The organism is Dactylosporangium sp. CS-033363, from assembly GCF_050942475.1.
Lineage (GTDB): Bacteria > Actinomycetota > Actinomycetes > Mycobacteriales > Micromonosporaceae > Dactylosporangium.
Genome location: NZ_CP192032.1, coordinates 3,693,444 through 3,711,337 on the forward strand (window position 1 = coordinate 3,693,444; position 17,894 = coordinate 3,711,337).

The 17,894-nt window shown below is 72.2% G+C and carries 19 protein-coding genes; 6 read left to right on the forward strand and 13 right to left on the reverse strand.

The genetic code is table 11. The features are described 5' to 3' along the window. Nucleotides 1-75: 75 nt before the first annotated feature. From ACQPZ4_RS17085 to ACQPZ4_RS17100, 4 genes are all read right to left on the reverse strand, one after another. Nucleotides 76-1,569 carry a DUF1996 domain-containing protein gene (locus ACQPZ4_RS17085; RefSeq protein WP_433061681.1) on the reverse strand — a complete coding sequence of 498 codons (1,494 nt, stop codon included), beginning with the start codon at nt 1,567-1,569 and terminating at the stop codon, nt 76-78. 301 nt (nt 1,570-1,870) lie between these two features. Continuing rightward, nucleotides 1,871-2,242: a hypothetical protein gene (locus tag ACQPZ4_RS17090; protein WP_433061683.1), complete on the reverse strand. Its 372-nt coding sequence runs from the start codon at nt 2,240-2,242 to the stop codon at nt 1,871-1,873. Beyond that, nucleotides 2,239-3,633, reverse strand: a complete 1,395-nt coding sequence (locus ACQPZ4_RS17095) for a condensation domain-containing protein (protein WP_433061686.1) — start codon at nt 3,631-3,633, stop codon at nt 2,239-2,241. The genes ACQPZ4_RS17090 and ACQPZ4_RS17095 overlap by 4 nt, the downstream gene beginning before the upstream one ends. A gap of 105 nt (nt 3,634-3,738) precedes the next feature. Next, complete coding sequence (locus ACQPZ4_RS17100) at nt 3,739-4,317, reverse strand: TetR/AcrR family transcriptional regulator (protein ID WP_433061688.1); 579 nt, start codon at nt 4,315-4,317, stop codon at nt 3,739-3,741. 53 nt (nt 4,318-4,370) lie between these two features. On the opposite strand from ACQPZ4_RS17100, the gene ACQPZ4_RS17105 reads away from it, so the two are divergent. Both ACQPZ4_RS17105 and ACQPZ4_RS17110 read left to right on the forward strand, forming a co-directional pair. Beyond that, entirely contained in the window at nt 4,371-5,225 is an 855-nt protein-coding gene (locus tag ACQPZ4_RS17105) for an SDR family oxidoreductase (protein WP_433061691.1), read from the forward strand. Nucleotides 5,226-5,260: 35 nt separating this feature from the next. Then, the gene (locus tag ACQPZ4_RS17110; RefSeq protein ID WP_433061694.1) at nt 5,261-5,842 is read left to right on the forward strand and encodes a transglutaminase-like domain-containing protein; all 582 of its coding nucleotides are present in this window, start codon (nt 5,261-5,263) and stop codon (nt 5,840-5,842) included. Nucleotides 5,843-6,032: 190 nt separating this feature from the next. On the opposite strand, the gene ACQPZ4_RS17115 is transcribed toward ACQPZ4_RS17110, so the two are convergent. Continuing rightward, nucleotides 6,033-6,494 (reverse strand): MaoC family dehydratase, encoded by a 462-nt coding sequence (locus ACQPZ4_RS17115; RefSeq protein WP_433061697.1) that lies wholly within the window; start codon nt 6,492-6,494, stop codon nt 6,033-6,035. A 44-nt stretch (nt 6,495-6,538) separates the two neighbouring features. Between ACQPZ4_RS17115 and ACQPZ4_RS17120 the strand changes: the two genes are divergently transcribed. Continuing rightward, on the forward strand, nt 6,539-7,051 hold the full coding sequence (locus tag ACQPZ4_RS17120; protein WP_433061700.1) for a hypothetical protein: 513 nt from the start codon (nt 6,539-6,541) through the stop codon (nt 7,049-7,051). Between the two features lie 203 nt (nt 7,052-7,254). On the opposite strand, the gene ACQPZ4_RS17125 is transcribed toward ACQPZ4_RS17120, so the two are convergent. The 5 genes from ACQPZ4_RS17125 to ACQPZ4_RS17145 form a co-directional block, all read right to left on the reverse strand. Further along, a complete protein-coding gene (locus tag ACQPZ4_RS17125; protein ID WP_433061703.1) occupies nt 7,255-7,794 on the reverse strand; it encodes a carbohydrate-binding protein in 540 nt (179 codons plus the stop codon). Between the two features lie 110 nt (nt 7,795-7,904). After that, nucleotides 7,905-8,891 carry an acyl-CoA dehydrogenase family protein gene (locus ACQPZ4_RS17130; protein ID WP_433061705.1) on the reverse strand — a complete coding sequence of 329 codons (987 nt, stop codon included), beginning with the start codon at nt 8,889-8,891 and terminating at the stop codon, nt 7,905-7,907. Between the two features lie 2 nt (nt 8,892-8,893). Further along, a complete protein-coding gene (locus tag ACQPZ4_RS17135) occupies nt 8,894-10,036 on the reverse strand; it encodes an acyl-CoA dehydrogenase family protein (protein WP_433061708.1) in 1,143 nt (380 codons plus the stop codon). Further along, the gene (locus ACQPZ4_RS17140) at nt 10,026-10,880 is read right to left on the reverse strand and encodes an SDR family oxidoreductase (RefSeq protein WP_433061711.1); all 855 of its coding nucleotides are present in this window, start codon (nt 10,878-10,880) and stop codon (nt 10,026-10,028) included. Before ACQPZ4_RS17140 ends, ACQPZ4_RS17135 begins: the two co-directional genes overlap by 11 nt. Then, nucleotides 10,877-11,731, reverse strand: a complete 855-nt coding sequence (locus tag ACQPZ4_RS17145; RefSeq protein WP_433061714.1) for an LLM class F420-dependent oxidoreductase — start codon at nt 11,729-11,731, stop codon at nt 10,877-10,879. The genes ACQPZ4_RS17140 and ACQPZ4_RS17145 overlap by 4 nt, the downstream gene beginning before the upstream one ends. 42 nt (nt 11,732-11,773) lie before the next feature. On the opposite strand from ACQPZ4_RS17145, the gene ACQPZ4_RS17150 reads away from it, so the two are divergent. After that, nucleotides 11,774-12,523, forward strand: a complete 750-nt coding sequence (locus ACQPZ4_RS17150; RefSeq protein ID WP_433061717.1) for an SDR family NAD(P)-dependent oxidoreductase — start codon at nt 11,774-11,776, stop codon at nt 12,521-12,523. A gap of 124 nt (nt 12,524-12,647) precedes the next feature. Here ACQPZ4_RS17150 and ACQPZ4_RS17155 read toward each other — a convergent pair whose 3' ends face one another. From ACQPZ4_RS17155 to ACQPZ4_RS17165, 3 genes are all read right to left on the reverse strand, one after another. Next, nucleotides 12,648-13,715 carry a hypothetical protein gene (locus tag ACQPZ4_RS17155; protein ID WP_433061720.1) on the reverse strand — a complete coding sequence of 356 codons (1,068 nt, stop codon included), beginning with the start codon at nt 13,713-13,715 and terminating at the stop codon, nt 12,648-12,650. 80 nt (nt 13,716-13,795) lie between these two features. After that, on the reverse strand, nt 13,796-14,557 hold the full coding sequence (locus ACQPZ4_RS17160; protein ID WP_433061723.1) for an SDR family oxidoreductase: 762 nt from the start codon (nt 14,555-14,557) through the stop codon (nt 13,796-13,798). Then, on the reverse strand, nt 14,532-15,683 hold the full coding sequence (locus ACQPZ4_RS17165) for an acetyl-CoA C-acetyltransferase (RefSeq protein ID WP_433061726.1): 1,152 nt from the start codon (nt 15,681-15,683) through the stop codon (nt 14,532-14,534). The genes ACQPZ4_RS17160 and ACQPZ4_RS17165 overlap by 26 nt, the downstream gene beginning before the upstream one ends. Before the next feature lie 46 nt (nt 15,684-15,729). Between ACQPZ4_RS17165 and ACQPZ4_RS17170 the strand changes: the two genes are divergently transcribed. Together ACQPZ4_RS17170 and ACQPZ4_RS17175 are read left to right on the forward strand one after the other, a co-directional pair. Further along, nucleotides 15,730-17,223, forward strand: a complete 1,494-nt coding sequence (locus ACQPZ4_RS17170) for a FadD3 family acyl-CoA ligase (RefSeq protein ID WP_433061728.1) — start codon at nt 15,730-15,732, stop codon at nt 17,221-17,223. Continuing rightward, complete coding sequence (locus ACQPZ4_RS17175; RefSeq protein ID WP_433061731.1) at nt 17,224-17,883, forward strand: SDR family NAD(P)-dependent oxidoreductase; 660 nt, start codon at nt 17,224-17,226, stop codon at nt 17,881-17,883. The last annotated feature ends 11 nt before the right edge of the window (nt 17,884-17,894 follow it).

The window sequence follows — 17,894 nt, forward strand, 5'->3', positions numbered from 1 at the left end:
GACCTGGGTTTCCGACAGATGAAAAAAGGCGGGCGCCCCCCTTGTGGAGGACGCCCGCGGTTCGTCCGGGACGGCTCAGCCGCCGGTGAACGAGGGGGTGGTGCCGCACTTGGCGTGGGCGTCGAGGCAGACCTTGACCAGCGGGCCGAGGTTCTCGGGCTTCCACGCGTTCATGAAGTCGCCGTGCATCGAGGAGGCCATCCCGGAGGACAGCGCCAGACCGTCGCCGCCCAGCGAGTCGTAGTTGACCATGAACGACAGGTTCGGGATCGCGACCGGGAAGTTGCCCTGGCACTTGCCGTTGACCGCGTTGCCCATGTGCGACTTGTGGTCCGGCGAGTCGATGTGCTTGCCGTCCCAGCAGTCCGCGAACGTCAGCTGGAAGATCAGGTTGCCGCCCGGTGCGCAGACCGGCCAGTTGCCGTCGGCGCTGCGGCCGACCTCCGCGCTGCCGGCGCACCAGAACTGCCCCGGCGCGCCCTTCTGGGTGGGCGTCTGCTTCTTGGCGTCACCGCTGATCATGACCAGTCCGGGCGGGAACGGCTTGGTGACCGACGGGTCCGGAAGGCGCGACCCGTAGTACACCCGGAAGCTCTTCATCTTGACCGGCTGGCCGTTCTTCTGCAGCTGCGGCACCCAGTAGGCGCTGTTGTCGCCCGGGGCGTTGCAGTTGGTGCTCTGCGCGAACAGGTCGGCCGGCTTGCTGTTCGCGGTGACCTTCGTGCCGAAGAACGTGTGCATGTGCGACGCGCCGGCGAGTCCGGGGAACACGATCGGGTCGTCCGGCGCCTCGCCCGACACCGAGCAGTCCGTGTGGAACTCCGAGACCCTGGTCGTACCGGCGGGCACGGGCAGCTGCTGGAGCTTGTCGAACGCGGCGAGCTGCTGCTGCCAGGCTGCCTGGTCGACGTCCACCCAGCCTGCGGTGCCGGTGTTGCCTCCGGTGTTGCCGCTGCCAGTGGTTGGGCTGGCCTGCGTGGTCGGCGTGGGTGCGCTGGTCGTGGGCGGCGCGACGGTCGCCGTGGCGGGCGGACGACCGCCGCTGCCCAGGGTGAACCAGTTGATGTTCACGAAGTCCCATTGCTGGGCGCTCTTCATCACCGCGACGACCGTCTGCTTGCCGGCCGGGACGCTGGTGGCCGTGGCCGTGACGGTCTTCCACGTCTGCCAGTTCCCCGTGTACGTCACCGGGAACGACGCCAGCAGCTGGCCCGTCGGCGACCCGAGGTGCAGCTCGATCGAGCCGCCGGCCTTGTTCTGGGCGGCGATGCGGACGCTCAGGTCCGCCCCGCTCAGGGTCACGTTGTCGTACTGCAGCCAGTCGCCGTTGGCGAGCCAGCCCACGTTCTTGCCGCCGCCCGCGTCGCGGGTCCCCTCGGTCTGCGCGCCGGACTGGGCCGAGAACGCCTCGGCCTCCAGCTTCGGCGCCGAGTTCTCGTCCGCGCTGGCGGTCGCCATGTACACGCCCCCGGCCCCGCCGACCACGGCAACGGCCGCGGCGGCGATCAGCACGCGGGTCTTGCGCCTTGCAGTGCGGCTCTGGGCGCCGCGCTGTCCTTCACTGCGCATGTCGATCCTTTTCTTAGGCTCGGGTGCGCAGCCAGTATTCAAAGCGCCCATATGCAGTTCAAGAGACCAAAGGAAAACTTAGAGAGCGCTCTCTGGAAGATCGTTGCCAGGCGCGGTCCGCCGTCCCGATTACATTTTTTGGAAAGTCCGTTCTTAAATCTTCTTTAGCGACGTTCCGTGTGCGGGCCTTCGCGTTGCGGCGCTTTTTCAGCTTTAGCGATGTTCCGTGTGCGAGCCTTCGCGTTCCGGCGCTTTCAGCTTTAGCGACGTTCCGTGTGTGAGCCTTCGCGTTCCGCGCTTTTCAGCCGCCCGGGCAGGTGTTGGTCCCGCCGCTGAGCACGACGCACTGCCGGTGGGTCGGTTTGGGCTCGGGGGTCTGCAGCGTGCGCGACCCGGCCAGCCCGACGATGACCGCCGGCAGCACGGTGACGCCGGCGACGATCAGCGCGATCTGCGGCAACCGGGCGACCTTGAGCCAGCGGGCGACGGCGGCGACGATCAGCGGCCCGGCGATGAGCACGATCGCGAGCACGAACTGGAGCCGCCCGGTGATCGGATCGGGCTGATTGTCCGTCCCGCCGACGACCCGGGCGAGCACCGCGCGAGTGAGCATGACGACCGCGACCAGCCAGCCGGCGCCGAGCACGGCGCAGGCAACCACTCTGCTCCTCACGCGTCCACGGTAGCGGGCGCGAGGGCCGCATCGATGACCGCCGCCTCCAGATCCCGTGCACACCGGTCGATGACCTCGGGCGCGTAGCGGTGCGTGTCGCCCCACAGGGTGTACACGATCCGGCCCGGCTCGTCCTCCAGGTGCAGGTAGAACGTGGCGTCGTACGTCGCTTCGCGCACACCCCACCGGACGCTGGTGTCCATGCGCGCGGTGCGGATCTCGGCCGCCGTGGGGACCTGGCCGTCGGTGTCGTCGACGGCCCGGCGGCGGTCGTTGAGCACGCAGGCCGGCTCGGCGATGGCGGGCAGGCCGGCCGGGTCGAAGTAGCCGTGCTTGAACGCCCCGAGCATCGCCGCCCAGGCCCGCGCCGCGACGTCGTCGAACGGCACCGCCCTCCAGGCCTGCGCGGCGACGTCATCGGACGGCGCCGCCGTCCGATTCCGCGCCGGGACGTCGTCGAACGGCATCGCCTCCTCGGCCGGCTCGGCGACTTCGATGACGCAGATGCCGAACTGGCGCAGGCTGGTCACCGCTTCGGCGAACCCGGGCCGGAACCGGTTGCTGACGACGACCTGGATCGCCGCGGTGCTCGTTCCGGCCGCGCGGGCGAGCGCGTTCGCGTACGCGGCGAGCAGGATCGGCCCGGACGCGAGCCCGGTGCGCGCCCCGATCGCGCGCACCGCGAGCGCCAGTGCGCGCGACTCGCACACGACCTCCCAGTGCCGCGGCTGTCCGAGTCCCGGATCGAGCGGCTGTCTGTGCGCGATCGCGGGGATGCGCGCAAGTTGACGCTCCCAGTGGCGCAGCGCCTTCTCGCTCTGCCGGATCGCGGCCGGCTCCTGTTGTTGCGCGGCCAGTTCGAGCGGCCGCACACCCTGCACGGGTGCGCCACTGTCGCCTTGACCGTCGAAGTTGGCCAGATCGCGCACGATCGCGTCGATGCCGAACCCGTCGACGAGCACGTGGTAGTACATGAGCACCACGTGCGTCGGAGTCTGTCCGTCGAGCACGACACCCATGCGCACCGGCCACTCGGCGAACGGCTCGAAGTGCGCGGTCTGGTACCGGACGCGCAGCACCTCCGCGGTCACCGCCGCATCCGGCCCGGCGTGGACACATTCGAGCACGATCTCGCCGGAAGCGTGCACCTCCTGCCGCGGCGGCCCGCCCTCGGTCGGGACCAGCCGGGTGCGCAGCGCCTGGTGCCGCCCGACGATGAACCGCAGCAGCGCGGCCAGGTGCTCGACCGTCTCGCCGGGCGCGGCGGGGACGGTGCCGCCGATGTTCATCGTCCTGCCGGTACGCCGCATCAGGTCCCACACGTCGCGCTGTCCCCAGGTCAGCTCGGCGATGCCGGAGCCCTCGCCCTCGAACGCCACCACGATGTCCACGCGGCCGAGTGTCCCGCCGCACCCTTCCGCCGCGTCAACGCCTCCGGCCGGGTCCGCGCATCGTTCCTGTTCGTTCCTGCTCGTTTCTGAAAGTTTCGCGCTGCTCTAGGCGGCCCGGCCCGCCACCATCGCGACCAGCGTGTCGAGCAGCTCCTCGGCCGTCGTCCGCCATTTGTCCGTACCGAGGTGCCCGCTCACGTCCATTCCCGTGATGCCGTGCACGCTGGTCAGCAGCAGGGCCCCGTAGCGGCGCGCGTCGGCCGGCCCGGTCACCTCGGACACGATGGCGAGGAACTCGTCCTGGCTGCGCTCGGCCGCCCGGACCACGACGGTCGGGTCGCCGGTGGGGACGTGGAACATCTGCTGGTACAAGTGAGGCTGACCGCGCCCGAGGGCCATCAGTCCGGCGAGTCCCAGCCGCAGCTTCTCGGTCGGCGCCAGCGCGGGATCGGCCCGCAGCGCCTGGACCTGCGCGCCGATGCGGTCCCAGGCCTCGGCCGCGACCGCGGTCAGCAGGCTCTCCTTGTCGGCGAAGTGCCCGTACGGCGCACCCCGGCTCACGCCCGCCCGCGCGCCGACCTCGCGCAGCGTCACCGCCTCCGTCCCGCCCTCGTCCAGCAGTTCGGCGGCGGCATCGAGCAGGGCTCGGCGGGTGGCGGCGGCCGTCTCGGCACGGGCGATCATGCCGCCCATTCTACGGTTGACAGCGTCACATGAACGCCGCTACCGTTTTTCACATGACAACGTCACATGAGATCGCGATCGTGTCCGGCGCGTCCACCGGCATGGGTGCGGCCACCGCGCGCGAGCTGGCCCGGCGCGGCCTGCACGTGCTGGCCGGCGTACGGCGGGAGCAGGACGGCGACGCGATCCGCGCGGCCGGCATCGAGCCGGTGATCCTCGACATCACCGAGCCGGACCAGATCGCCGCGCTCGCCGCGCGCATCGGCGACCGCCCGCTGCGCGCCCTCGTGAACAACGCCGGCGTGGCCGTGAACGCGCCGGTCGAGACCCTGCCGATGACCGAGTGGCGCCGGCTGTTCGAGGTCAACCTGTTCGGCCACATCGCCATGACCCAGGCCCTCCTGCCCGCCCTGCTGCGCGCCCGCGGCCGGATCGTGAACATCAGCTCGGTGGGCGGCCGCATCGCGATGCCGGCGTACGGCGCGTACGCCGGGAGCAAGTTCGCCTTCGAAGCGGTCAGCGACGCCCTGCGCCGCGAGCTGGCCCCGCACGGCGTCCAGGTCGTGGTCGTCGAGCCGGGCGGCGTCCGCACCGAGATGAACGAACGCGGCGCCGCGACCGCCGGCAGGCTGGCCGCGGACATGACCGGCGAGCAGCGCTCCCGCTACGGCGACCTCATGCGGGCCGTCGTCTCGCACGCCGACGCCTTCACCAGAGCGGGCCGCACCGCCGACTTCGCGGCGCAGGTCATCGCCAGGGCCGCGACCGTGCGTAACCCGCGCACCCGGTACACAATCGGCCGCGACGCGGCGCTGATGACCCGGCTCGCGCGCATCCTGCCGGACCGCGCCCTGGACCGGCTCACGGCCGCGAACCTGCGACCGCACTTTCCACGGCCTGCGGTCTGAGCTCTGTCGCCGGCCGGCCGGTTAGGCTGCGTGACGTGTCGCACGATCCGTACCTCGCCGCTGACGACATCGTGCAGGTTCCGCATCCGGCCGTGCGCACCTTGGCTGCGCGGTTGCGTTCCTCGCACCCCTCGGACCGCTCGTTCGCGCAGGCCGCATACGAATTCGTGCGGGACGAGGTGCGCCACTCCTTCGACGCCGACGACCCACGGGTGACCGTTCGCGCATCCGAGGTGCTCGAGCACCGGGTCGGCCTGTGCTTCGCCAAGTCACACCTGCTCGCCGCGCTGTGGCGTTCTTCGGGTGTACCGGCTGGGCTGTGCTACCAGCGCCTGTCCACCGGCGACGGCTTCGTGCTGCACGGTCTGGCGGCGGTGTACCTGGACGGCGCTTGGCACAAACAGGACCCGCGCGGCAACAAGCCCGGCGTGGACGCACAGTTCTCCCTGGACGGCCCGCGGCTGGCGTTCCCGGTCGATCTGGCGGCGGGGGAGCGCGACTACGCGCAGATCTTCGCCGAAGCGGACGCAAACGTGCTGTCGGTCCTGCGCGAAACGACAGATGTGCTCACCCTGCGCCTTGGTGGGCTGCCTTCGGACGTTGCCGGGTCAGGTTGACGGCTGCCTTCGGACGTTGCCGAGTCGGGTTGACGGCTGCCTTTGGCCGTTGCTGAGTCGGGTTGACGGCGGTCTTCGGCTGTTCCGCGCTCGTTTGACGGCTGCCTTTGGCCGTTCCGCGTTCGTTTGACGGCGGTCTTCGGCCGTTTCGCGCTCGTTTGACGGCGGTCCCGGTCGATCGCGCGGGTGGCTATGGCCGTTTGAGCAGCAGGTTGACGGCGACGCAGGTCAGCGCGGCCTGGTCGTCCTGGTTGATGAGCTCGCACCGGGTGCGCACGATGCCGCGGTCGGGCTTGCTGTTCGAGGGGCGCGCCAGGTCGACCGTCGCCCGCAGCCACAGCCGATCACCCGCGCGCACCGGCACCGGCCATCGCAGCTCATCGACGCCGGGCGAGGCGAGGCTGGCCACGCGGGACAGGTAGTTGTCGGCGAACAGCCGCATGAGCAGCCCGGCCGTGAACCAGCCGCTGGCGATCAGCCCCTTGAACGGCCCCCCGGCCGCGTACTCCGCGTCGACGTGGATCGGCTGCGGATCGAACCGCCGCGCGAAAGCGAGCATCTCCGCCTCGTCGACCGTCTCGACCGCCTGCGCGTAATCGTGCACCGCGCCCTGCACGTAGTCCTCGAAGTACCGCTCGTTGATCGATCGCATGCGCGCAAGCCTCTCACGCCGGCGGTTCGGTACATTTCCGCGTTGTGGAACGCGCGTCCCTGCTCACCGTCCTCGCCGACATCGCGCAGCACGGCGGGTGCCGCCTGCTGCCGCCGGTCGGGCCGGTCCCTGGGCTGCGCGTTCCGGACGATCTCCGCCTCTTCTACGAAGCGTGCGGCGGGGCGATCCTGTTCGAAGGTGCATGGACGATCAGCGGGCCCGAACAGCTCGTCCCGGCCAGTCCGCGGCTGCTCGGGCCGGAACTCGCCGCGGAGGTGGCGGCCGCGCAGCCGGATGACCTGACGAACGGGTGCTTCGTGTTCGCGGAGACCGGCCCGGGCGGCACCGCCTCGCTCGTCGTGGTCGATCTGCACCCGGCCCGCGCCGGGCGGTACTACGACGCGTTCTGGGACAGGTACGGGCTCGTGGGTGAGATGCCGGTCATCGCCGTCGGCGTGGCCGAGGTCCTGCGCCGGCTGCTCGACACGCGAGGAGAGCCCGCCGCCGGGATCGGCCCCGTTTACGGTGACGCCTATGACGCCGGCCCGCCGGCGTGAGCGGCCCGGTTCGCGGTGACGCCTATGACGCCGGCCCGCCGGCGTGAGCGGCGCGGTTCGCGGTAACGCCTATGACGCGGGCCCGCTGGCGTGAGCGGCGCGCCTCGGACTCCCGGCCGCGTCTCGGCTCCGGCTCCCGGTTGGCGGCGCGGCACCTGGATCGACGGCCGGGGCGCCGACGCCGGCGCAGGCTCACGTGATCGTTACGGGATCGGCGGGCTGGTCTGCTTGATCATCTGGAAACTGTCGAGCCGGTAGAACTCGCAGCGGTCGGCGCCGGCGGCGGTGATGTACAGGTCGTGCACGCCGGTCGGGGTGGTGGCGAGGCCGAGGCGGAGGCTGGACTGGTACCACTGCGTGCAGTTGCCCGTCGTGCCGATCGTGAACGTCAGGAACGGGGTGGCAGTCGGCGAGTCCAGGCGCAGGTCGATCGTGCCGGGGCCGGTCGAGCAGGAGCGCCACGTGGCGTATCCGCTGGCCTGGCCCGGCGCGCCGAAGTCGACCGCGCTCAGGCGGAGGCGGTCGCCGGGGGAGAACGCGACCGCGCGGCCGCCCGATGCCGCCGGGTCGGTGAACGTGCGGACGCCGTGCTGCGCGTCGTACGACTCGGCCTCGACCACCGTGCCGAACGCGCGCACCTGAGCGGCGCTGGACGAGGCGGCGCTGGACGCGGCAGAGGCGGGTGCGGCCGCGGTGGCGACGGCGATCATGGACGCGCCGACGATGACCAATGGACGTCTCATGTACCGGAGTATATCGACGTTAGCCGATCTGGCCAGATCTGCGCGGAGGCGCACGCCTCCGCCGGGCGATCGCGGGCGGCACGCGGTCGTTTGGGTGACGAATCACGCAATCAGGTGAACGCGCGCGCGAGCAGAAGGCGACGCAGCGCCGGCGGGTCGTCGAAGAGCAGGTGGTTGGCGGTTGCGCGTTTGAGGTACCGGTGCGCGGAATGCTCCCAGGTGAACCCGATCCCGCCGAGCAGCTGGATCGACTCGCGCGTGACCGTCCACGCGGCCTCGGTGGCGGCCAGCTTGGCCAGGGGCGCGGCCAGGGCGAACTCGGGGGTGCCGAACACGCGCAATGCGTAGCGCGCGGTGGAGGTCGCCTGTTCGAGCAGCACGTACAGGTCGGCGACCCGGTGCCGCAGGGCCTGGAACGACGCGAGCGGCACGCCGAACTGACGCCGCGTGCGCAAGTGGTCGATGGTGGACTGCAGCGCCGCGCGGGCCACGCCGACCGAGTCCGCGGCGAGCAATGCATGCATGACGGCCAGGCCGTGCGCGGCGCCGGCCGGGGCGACCAGGCGGGCCGGGGCGGCGGTCAGGATCACGGTGGCCTGGCTGCGCGTGGTGTCCACAGTGGGCACGGGCTGCACGACCGCGGCGTCCGTCGCGTACAGGTCGCCGTCGCTCTCGACCAGCAGCAGGTCGGCCGCGTCGCCGTCGAGGACGTGGTGGACGCGGCCGTCGAGGACCGTACCCTGCGCGGTCGGCCGCGCCTCGACGTTGCCGCCGAGTGCCAGCGCGCCGATCGAGGTGCCCTCGGCCAGGCCTTTGAGCAGGTCGGACGCCGGGTCCAGGGCCAGGATCGCGGCCGTGGTCGACAGCAGCGGGGCGGTGAGCAGGGCGGCGCCGGCCTCCTCCAGGGCGATGCCGGCCTCGACCGCCGTGGCGCCGAAGCCGCCGTGCTCCTCGCCGACGGCCAGCGCGGTGAGGCCGAGCTCGCCGGTGAGCCGCGCCCAGCTGTACCCGGGCGAGGCCAGGAACCCGCGCACCGACTCGCGCAGCGCCATCTGTTCGGGTGTGAACTCCCCGGCGAACGGCTCCACAGTGGACACTCCTACGATCGGGGGACGCGGCCGAGGAGACGGTCGGCGATGATGTTGCGCTGAATCTCGTTCGAACCGCCGTAGATCGTGTCCGCGCGAGTGAACAGAAACAGCCGCTGCGCGTCGGTCAGGTCGTACGGCGCCGCCCGCGCGACCGTGGCCGCCGGCCCCTCCGCCGCCATGGCCAGTTCGCCGAGGTCGCGGTGCCAGTTCGCCCACAACAGCTTCGCCACCGACGCCGCAGTCGGATCGGGCTCGGTCGCTGACAGTGTGCGCAGGGCGTGGTGGCGCAGGCCCTGCAATCCCGCCCAGGCTTGCATGACGCCGTCCGCAAAAACAGGATCCTCCATGGTACCGACGGTGCGGGCCCGCTCCACAATGGACTCCAGCTCGCGGGCGAACCCCAGCTGCTGCCCGAGGGTGGCGACACCGCGCTCGAAGGCCAGGGTGCTCGTCGCGACCTTCCAGCCGTCGCCGGGCGCCCCGACGACCAGGTCGGCGTCGGTCTCCGCCCCGTCGAAGAAGACCTCGTTGAACTCCGAGGTGCCGGTCAGCTGCACGATCGGCCGTACTTCGACACCGCGCTGCCGCATCGGCACAAGGAGGTACGAGAGGCCGGCCTTGCGCTTTTCCGGCCCGGTGCGTGCGAGCACAAAGCACCAGTCGGCAATGTGCGCCAGCGACGTCCAGACCTTCTGTCCATCGATGCGCCACCGGTCCCCGGCCAGTTCCGCGCGCGTCTGCACCCCGGCGAGATCGGAGCCGGCCTCGGGCTCGGAGTACCCCTGGCACCACAGCTCCTCGGCCCGCGCGATCGGCGGCAGGAAGCGCGCTTGCTGTTCATGTGAACCGTGCGCGATGAGCGTCGGCGCGAGCAGGTACTCGCCGATGTGACTGAGCCGCCCGGGCCCGCCGGCGCGCGCGTACTCCTCGAAGAACACGACCTGCTCGGCGATGGACGCGCCGCGCCCGTACGGTTGCGGCCAGCCCAGCCCGATCCACCCTCCGGCGCCGAGCTCCTTCTCCCACTCGGCGCGCAGCTCAAGGTGCTCGTGCTCGCGCCCGGGCCCACCGCTGCCGACGAGCGGCGCGAACCGTCCGGTGAGGTGTGCGGCCAGCCAGGCCCGCACCTCGTCGCGGAACTCAGGCGCCATAGACGGCCGCCGGTTCGGGTGTGCGGGCGAGCAGGTCGCGCACGACGGGGCCGAGTTCGTTCGGGTCCCAACGGCGGCCCACGTCGGCGGCCGGGCCGTGCTGCCAGCCGTCCGCGACGCTCACGGTGCCGCCGGAGACCTCGAACACGCGGCCGGTGACGAAGCCGGCCTCCTCCGAGGCGAGCCACACGACGAGCGGCGACACGTTCTCGGGCGCCATCGCGTCGAAGCCCGACTCCGGCGCGCGCATGGCGTCGGCGAACACGTCCTCGGTCATCGGCGTGCGCGCACTCGGCGCGATCGCGTTCACCGTGATGCCGTATCGCGCGAGCTCGACCGCGGCGACCTGCGTCATCGCGGCCACGGCGGCCTTCGCGGCGCTGTAGCTGACCTGTCCGACGCTGCCCATGAGCCCGGCGCCCGACGTGGTGTTCACGATGCGCGCGGCCACCGGGGTGCCGGACTTGGCCAGCCCCTTCCAGTACGCCGACGCGTGCCGCAGCGGCGCGAAGTGCCCCTTCAGGTTGACCCTGATGACCGAGTCCCACTCGTCCTCGGTCACGTTCGTGGTCATGCGATCGCGCGCGAGCCCGGCGTTGTTCACGAGCGCGTCCAGGCGACCGGAGGCCCGGATCGCCGTCTGCACGAGTTCGGCCGCGAACGACCAGTCCGCGATGTCGCCGGGCGCGACGGTCACCTTCCCGCCCACGCACTCGGTCGCGACGGCGTCGAGGCGGTCGGGGCTGAGGTCGTTGAGGACGACGTGGTGCCCGGTCGCGGCGAAGGCAAGGGCGTGCGCGCGGCCGAGGCCCTGGCCGGCGCCGGTGATGATGACCGTTCTCATGCTCCGAGGACCTCTCGCTGGTAGCGACGCACCTTGTCCCGCACCCCGACCAGGTCGTTCGGGTCCGCACGGATCACGACGCGCGCGACGCCCAGGGAGCGGAGCATTTCGAGTTCGCCGCGGTCGCCCGGGGCGCGGGCGGTCACCTCGACCTCGTCGGGGTCGCGGCCCGCGGCCGTGCACTCCTCGCGCAGTGCGTTGCGCAGGCGGGCGAACTCCTCGCCGCGCACGCCGAGCGGGTACCAGCCGTCGCCCAGCCGGGCCGCGCGCCGCACCGCCGCGAGGCTGTGGCCGCCGACGACGATCGGGACCGTGCCGCGCACCGGGCGCGGGCGGGAATGGACGGGGCCGAACGAGACAAAGCGGCCGTCGTACCGTGCGGGCTTCTGCGTCCACAGCGCGCGCATCGCCTCGAGGTACTCGTCCGCGCGGGCGCCGCGCTCGGCGAAGGGGACGCCGAGCGCGTCGTACTCCTCGCGCAGCCAGCCGACGCCGATGCCCGCCAGGAGCCGGCCGCCGCTGAGCACGTCGACGGTGGCCAGGCGCTTGGCCAGGTCCACCGGGTTGTGCTCGGGCAGGATCAGCATCGCGGTGCCGAGCCGCAGCGTGGTGGTGTGCGCGGCGGCGAACGTCAGCCAGTGCAACGGGTCCGGGATGTCGTCGTCCGGTCCGAGGCTCATCCGGCCGGTCGGATCGTATGGGTACGAACTGTCGTAGGCGTCCGGCACCACCACGTGCTCGACGGCCCAGACCGACTCGCAGCCGAGCTCTTCCAGCAGCCGCACGAACCGCGCGACGGTGGCCGGATCGGCGCCGCCGTGCGCCGGCATGACCCCGAGTTTCAGCTCCACGGCCGGTACTCTACCAAACGCTTGCTTGGTAACGTAGCCGCCATGGAGCAGGATTTCGCCGCCCGTGCCGGCGTCGCGGTCGTCACCGGGGCCACCGGCGGGATCGGCGCGGCGATCGCGCGCATGCTCGCCTCTCGCGGCTGCGCGGTCGTGCTCGCCTATCGTTCGGACGCTCGGGCCGCCGAGGAACTGGCCGCCGCGCTGCCGAACGCGACGGCCGTCCGCGCCGACCTGACCGACCCGGCGGCGTGCGCGACCCTGATCGAAGCGGCCGGCGAGGTGCACACGCTCGTGCACGCGGCCGGTCCCCATGTGCCGATGATGCACCTGAGCACCGTCGCCCCGGAACGGTTTGCCGAGCAGATCGCGCAGGACGTGCTCGGGGCGTACAACATCGTGCACGCCGCCCTGCCCGCTCTGCGCGCGAGCCGCGGCAGCCTGGTCGCGGTGACCACGGCGGCGACGCGCCGCTTCCCGGTCCGCGACGGCCTGTCCGCCGTCCCGAAGGGCGCGGTCGAGGCCCTGGTACGCGGTATCGCCGCCGAGGAGGGCCGCTTCGGCGTCCGCGCGAACTGCGTCGGCCCGGGCATGCTGACCGACGGCATGGCGACCCGGCTCATGGCCAACGGCGACCTGAACGAACACGCCCTCGCGGTGACCCGCGCGAACATCCCGCTGCGCACGTTCGGCGCGGCCGTGGACATCGCCGAGGCCGTCTGCTTCCTGGCGAGCGATCGCGCGCGCTTCATCTCCGGCCAGAAGCTCGACGTCGACGGCGGCTACGCGGCCTGACCCGACGGCTCGGCGTCGACGGCGGCTACGCGGACGGCTTGACCGCGACGGCTCGGCTCGGCGTCGACGGCGGCTACGCGGCCTGACCCGACGGCTCGACGTCGACGGCGGCTACGCGGCCTGACTACGTGCGTGGCGCGCCGATCCGGCCGAGCCAGTGTGCGGCCTCGCCGGGGGAGAGGGCGCCGTCGATGAGGATCCGCGGCGCCATGCGCGGGTACACGCGCCCGGCGTTCCAGGTGCGCGCGTACGGTTCGCGGTCGAGGGCGATCAGCCGCACGCCGTCGAGGCGGGGGATGTCGGCCGGGGTGCCCTCGTTCCAGATCCACTCGCCGCGGGCGTCGACCAGGTTCCAGCAGCCGCGGATGCCGCCCGGCGGTTGGGGGTTGCCGTCAGTCGCGGCCACGAACTCGGCGGCGGTCGGGCGGCGTCCGGGCAGCAGGCCGCGGCCCGGGTCGCCGATCAGGGTCGCGGCGAGCAGGATGTGCAGCTGGAAGTTGTCGCCGATGCCGCCGACGGTGATGCGGTAGCCACGGCCGGTACGAGCGAAATCGCGGTCGAGCACGATCAGCTGTTCGTTGTCGACGACCCGCAGCAGGCCCCACAGCCAGGACGCCGTTCCGTAGAGCTCGCGGGTGGCGGCCACGGCCGCGGTCAGGCGCTCCCGCTGCGGCAGGTTCGCGCGGACCTCGGCCCGCTGGCAGAGGTACAGCACCGGCTGCACCCACTCCTCGGCGCAGAACCAGGCCTGGACCAGCATCTCCGCCGCGTCGGGGTCGATGCCGCGGCGCTGGGCCGAGCCGACGAAGCGCTCCAGCACCGCGCCGGCCGCGTCCTGGTCGCGGGGTGACGGCGGGTCGCCGAGCGCCTCGCGGTGCAGCGCGCGGAAACGCACGGCCTGTTCGAGTACATCCGCCGCGCGGTCGGCAAGTAAATGCATGACGGCGGCCGGATCGGTGCCGTTCCACGCCATCTGCCCGAGCAGCCCCGCCAGGCCGCCGCCGAGGGCGAAGGTGGCGGGGCGAAGTGCGGGCTCGAGCCGTACCAGAGCAGCTTGAATCTCTTCCGGCGCGGCCTCCCCGGCGCTCTGCGCGATCGCGGGCAAGGCGGCGTAGAACCCGTCGACGTCGAACGCGGCGACGGCCCGCAGCAACGCGTCAACGCGCGCCGCGAGGGGGGAGGACCGAACCATGCGCGGGATCGTAATGCCCGCCGAACGCGCACGGCGCCCGGTCGGCGAGCGTGCAACCGGGCGAAAAGCCGGGTGCACCGCTATGCGTGCGCGGCGTCCGAGTAGCGGGGGAGCTGGCCGCCGCCGTCGACGAGCAGCGAGGCGCCGTTGACGTACCCGGCCAGCGGCGAGGCCAGCAGCAGCACCGCGTCGGCGACGTCGTCCGGGGTGGCCATGCGCCCCAGCGGTACCGTCGCCGCGACCGCCGCCAGCGCCGCCTCGTCGCCGTAGTGCGCGGCGTTGTCGTCGGTGCGCACCACGCCCGCCGTCACGGTGTTCACTCGCACACGCGGCGCCCACTCCAAAGCGAGCGCGCGAGTGAGCACCTCGAGGCCGCCCTTGGCCGCCGCGTAGGCCGCGGTGCCCGGTGCGGGGCGCAGGGCCGACACGCTGCCGATGTTCACGATGAGCCCGCCGGACGGCTGTAATTGCATGACGGCGTTCGCGGCCTGCGCGACGAAGAACGGCGCGAGCAGGTTGAGCCGGACGATCGCGGTGACCAGGTTGGGCGAGGCGGTCGCGGCCGGCACCGGCGGGCCGCCGCCCGCGTTGTTCACGGCCAGGTCGAGCCGGCCGAATGCGTCCACGGCGGCGGCGACGAGCGATGCGGCCTGTTCGGGTTCGCGCACATCCGCGCGGTGGAACGACACGCCGTCGGGCAGGTCGCCCGGATCGTTGCGACCGCAGACCATCACCTGGTACCCCTCCGCGGCCAGCCGGGCCGCGATGGTCCGGCCGATGCCGCGGGTGCCGCCGGTGACGAGGGCGGCCCGCGGGTCAGAGGCGCTCGATGATGGTGACATTGGCCGTACCCCCGCCCTCGCACATGGTCTGCAGACCGTACCGGCCGCCGCGCGCCTCCAGCTCGTGCAGCAGCGTCGTCATGAGCCGCGCCCCGGTCGCGCCGAGCGGGTGGCCGAGCGCCACCGCGCCGCCGAGGGGGTTGACGCGGGCCAGGTCGGCGCCGGTCTCGTGCTGCCAGGCGAGCACCACGGGTACGAAAGCCTCATTGATCTCGACGAGGTCGATGTCGTCGATGGTGAGCTTCGCCTTGCGCAGCGCGTGTTCGGTCGCCGGAATGGGGCCGGTGAGCATGTAGACAGGATCGTCCGCTCGAACGCTCAGGTGGTGGATGCGCGCACGGACGCGCAGTCCGTGTTCGGCGACCGCGCGCTCGGAGGCGATCAGCAGGGCCGCCGCGCCGTCGGAGATCTGGCTGGCCAGGGCGGCGGTGACTACACCGCCGGGCTTGAGGGTGGGCAGCGACGCCATCTTCTCGAGCGTGGTGTCGCGGCGCGGGCCCTCGTCCGCCGAGACTCCGGCGATCGGCTCGATCTCCCGCTCGAAGCGGCCGCTGTCGATGGCGGCGGCGGCCCGGCGGTGGCTCTCCAGGGCGTACCGCTCCATCTCCTCCCTGGTCAGCGCCCATTCGGCGGCGATCAGCTCGGCCGCCCGGAACTGGCTGATCTCCTGGGTGCCGTAGCGCGCGTGCCAGCCGGTCGAGCCGCGGAAGGGGTCGTCGAAGCCGTACTGCTGTCCGGCGAGCATGGCCGAGGAGATCGGGATGGCGCTCATGTTCTGCACGCCCCCGGCCACCACGAGGTCGGCGGTGCCGGACATGACCGCTTGCGCGGCGAAATGCACAGCCTGTTGCGACGAACCGCACTGCCGGTCGACGGTCACGCCGGGCACGTGCTCGGGCAGCCCGGCCGCGAGCCAGCTGGTGCGAGCGATGTTGCCCGCCTGCGGGCCGAGCGCGTCGACGCAGCCGAAGATCACGTCGTCGACCGCCGCCGGGTCCACGCCGCTGCGCTTGACCAGCGCGTTGAGCACATGCGCACCGAGGTCGGCCGGGTGGATCGCGCTCAGCCCGCCGCCGCGCCGGCCGACGGGCGTGCGGACCGCCTCGACCAGATAAGCCTCCGTCATGTCCGAGACCTTACCAAGCGAGCGCTTGGTTGGTAAGGTGCCTCGCATGGAACCGCTGGACGCCCGGACCATCCCCGACCTGGTACGGGCCGGCGCCGCGCACTACCGCCACCGCGAGGCCGTCGTCGACGGGGACGTGCGGCTCACCTACGCGGACCTCGGCGCCCAGGTCACCCGGTGTGCCGAGGCGCTCGCGGCGCGCGGCATCGCCAAGGGCGACCGGGTGGCGCTGTGGGCCCCGAACGGCTGGCGGTGGATCGTCGCCGCCCTCGGCATCGTCTCAGCCGGTGGCGTCCTGGTGCCGCTGAACACCCGATTCAAGGGGCCGGAAGCGGCGTACATTCTCGCGCGCAGCGGTGCGCGACTCCTGCTCGTCGACGACGGTTTCCTCGGCAACCGCTATGTCGCCTCGCTCACCGAGGCCGCGCCCGAAACGCCGACGCCGGCGCTCACCGACATCGTGCCGTTCGCCGAGTGGGACCAGTTCATGGCGGTCGGCAAGGGCGTGGACGCCGTCGTCTACCCCGACGACCTGTCCGACCTGTTCTTCACCAGCGGCACCACCGGGCGGCCCAAGGGCGCCATGGTCACGCACCAACAGACGACGCAGTTGTACGTCACGTGGAGCGACCTCGCGCAATTGCGTGAAGGCGACCGCTATCTGCTCATCAACCCCTGCTTCCACACGTTCGGCTACAAGGCCGGCGTCATCGCGTGTCTCCTGCGCGGGGCGACCATCGTGCCGCAGGCCGTGTTCGACGTGCCGACCAGCCTCGAGCTCGTGCAGCGCGAAAAGATCACGGTGCTGCCCGGACCGCCGACGTTGTACACCTCGATGCTCGACCACCCCGCCCGGTCCGCCTACGACCTGTCGACGCTGCGCGTCGCGATCACCGGCGCGACGACGGTCCCGGTGGTCATGATCGAGCGGCTCCGGGCCGAGCTGGCGCTGGAGACGGTCCTCACCGCCTACGGGCTCACCGAGTCGTGCGGGACCGCCACCATGTGCCGCCCCGACGACGACCCGGTCACCGTGTCCACGACCTGCGGCGCCGCCGTCCCCGGCGTGGAGGTGCGCGTCGACGAGTCCAGCGGCGAGGTGCTCATCCGCGGTTACAACATCATGCGGGGGTACTGGGACGACCCCGCCGCCACCGCCGACACCATCGACCCGGACGGCTGGCTGCACACCGGCGACGTCGGCGTCCTGGACGAGCGGGGCTATCTGCGCATCACCGACCGGCTCAAGGACATGTTCATCGTCGGCGGTTTCAACGCCTACCCGGCCGAGATCGAGCAGGTCATCGCCCGCCATCCGGCCGTCGCCGAGGTCGCGGTCATCGGCGTGCCGGACGAGCGGATGGGCGAGGTCGCCCGCGCGTTCGTCGTTTCGCGCGGTCCGGTGCAGGCCGACGTGCTCGCCGCGTACTGCAAGGAGCGCCTGGCCAACTACAAGCAACCCCGCTCGTTCGTGTTCGTCGACGCACTGCCGCGCAACGCGAGCGGCAAGGTGCTCAAAACGACCCTCCGGAGTGCGTGAATGGACACCGTCATCGTCACCGGGGGCGCGAGCGGCATCGGGGCCGCCGTCGCCCGGCTCGCCGCCGAGCAGGGGCTGCGCGTCATCGTGTGGGACCTCGTCGCGGTCGACGGCGGTTCGGTCGTGAACGTGCGCGATCCGGAGGCGGTCGCGCAGGCGTTCGCCGCGGCCGGGCCGGTGCGCTACCTCGTGAACAACGCCGGCCCGGCCAGCGGCGGCCCGGCGCTGGCGTTCACCGACGGGCTCGCCGCCACCGCCGGCAGCATGGAGCTGGTGACGTCGGCCTGGCTGGCCACCGGCCCGCCCGAGGGGTCGGCCGTGGTCAACGTGGCCTCGGTGGCGGGGAACCTGGTGGGCACCGACTCCGCGTGGTACTCGGCGGGGAAGGCGGCGATCGCGGGGTACACCAGACATCTGGCGACCCGGATCGCGCCGAGGGTGCGCGCGAACGCGGTGGCGCCCGGGTTCATCGACACGCCGCGCATGGCCGGATTCGCCGGCACGCCCCTCGGCCGTTCGCTCATCGAGCGCAACCCGATGGGCCGGGCCGGGCGGCCGGAGGACGTCGCCGCGGCCGTGCTGTTCCTGCTTTCCCCGGCCGCCGCGTACGTCAACGGCGTCCTGCTGCCCGTGGACGGGGGCTGGACCGTCTCCCAATGAAAGGGGTGTTC